At 58.7% G+C, this 584-nt stretch carries 1 protein-coding gene; it reads right to left on the bottom strand.

The window, feature by feature from the left end:
* Positions 1 to 573, bottom strand: a 573-nt coding sequence (locus GFER_RS19060) for an MBG domain-containing protein (RefSeq protein WP_459542352.1), incomplete at its 3' end; no start/stop codon positions are given.
* Between the last annotated feature and the right edge of the window lie 11 nt (positions 574 to 584).

A 584-nucleotide genomic window follows, 5' to 3' on the forward strand; every position in this document is an offset into this window, starting at 1 on the left:
CTTGTCGTCGGCGACAATCGTGATGGGGCGCGGGGTGATGCTCAACGCGCCGTTGTTGGCAGTAATCAAGTAGTTGCCGTTTTCCAACACCGAGGCGTTGATAAGGTAGCTGCCGACGTTTTCCCCTTCAGCTCGCGTGAGTGCCCCAAGACTATCGTTACCGACAAGACTGCCGCTGTTGATGGTATAGGTCAGCGCCGGATCGGCGTTGCCGTAGACTTTGGACTGATCATCGGCGGTGACGGTGATGGGGCGCTGGGTGATGCTCAACGCGCCGTTGTTGGCAGTGATCAGGTANGGATCGGCGTTGCCGTAGACTTTGGACTGATCATCGGCGGTGACGGTGATGGGGCGCTGGGTGATGCTCAACGCGCCGTTGTTGGCAGTGATCAGGTAGTTGCCGTTTTCCAGTACCGAGGCGTCGATAAGGTAGTTGCCGACGTTTTCACCTGGGGCACGGATCAGCGCCCCAAGACTATCGTTACCGACAAGACTGCCGCTGTTGATGGTATAGGTCAGCGCCGGATCGGCGTTGCCGTAGACCTTGGTTTTCTCGTCAGCGGTGACGCTGATGGGGCGTGGGG

The organism is Geoalkalibacter ferrihydriticus DSM 17813 (assembly GCF_000820505.1).
GTDB lineage: Bacteria > Desulfobacterota > Desulfuromonadia > Desulfuromonadales > Geoalkalibacteraceae > Geoalkalibacter > Geoalkalibacter ferrihydriticus.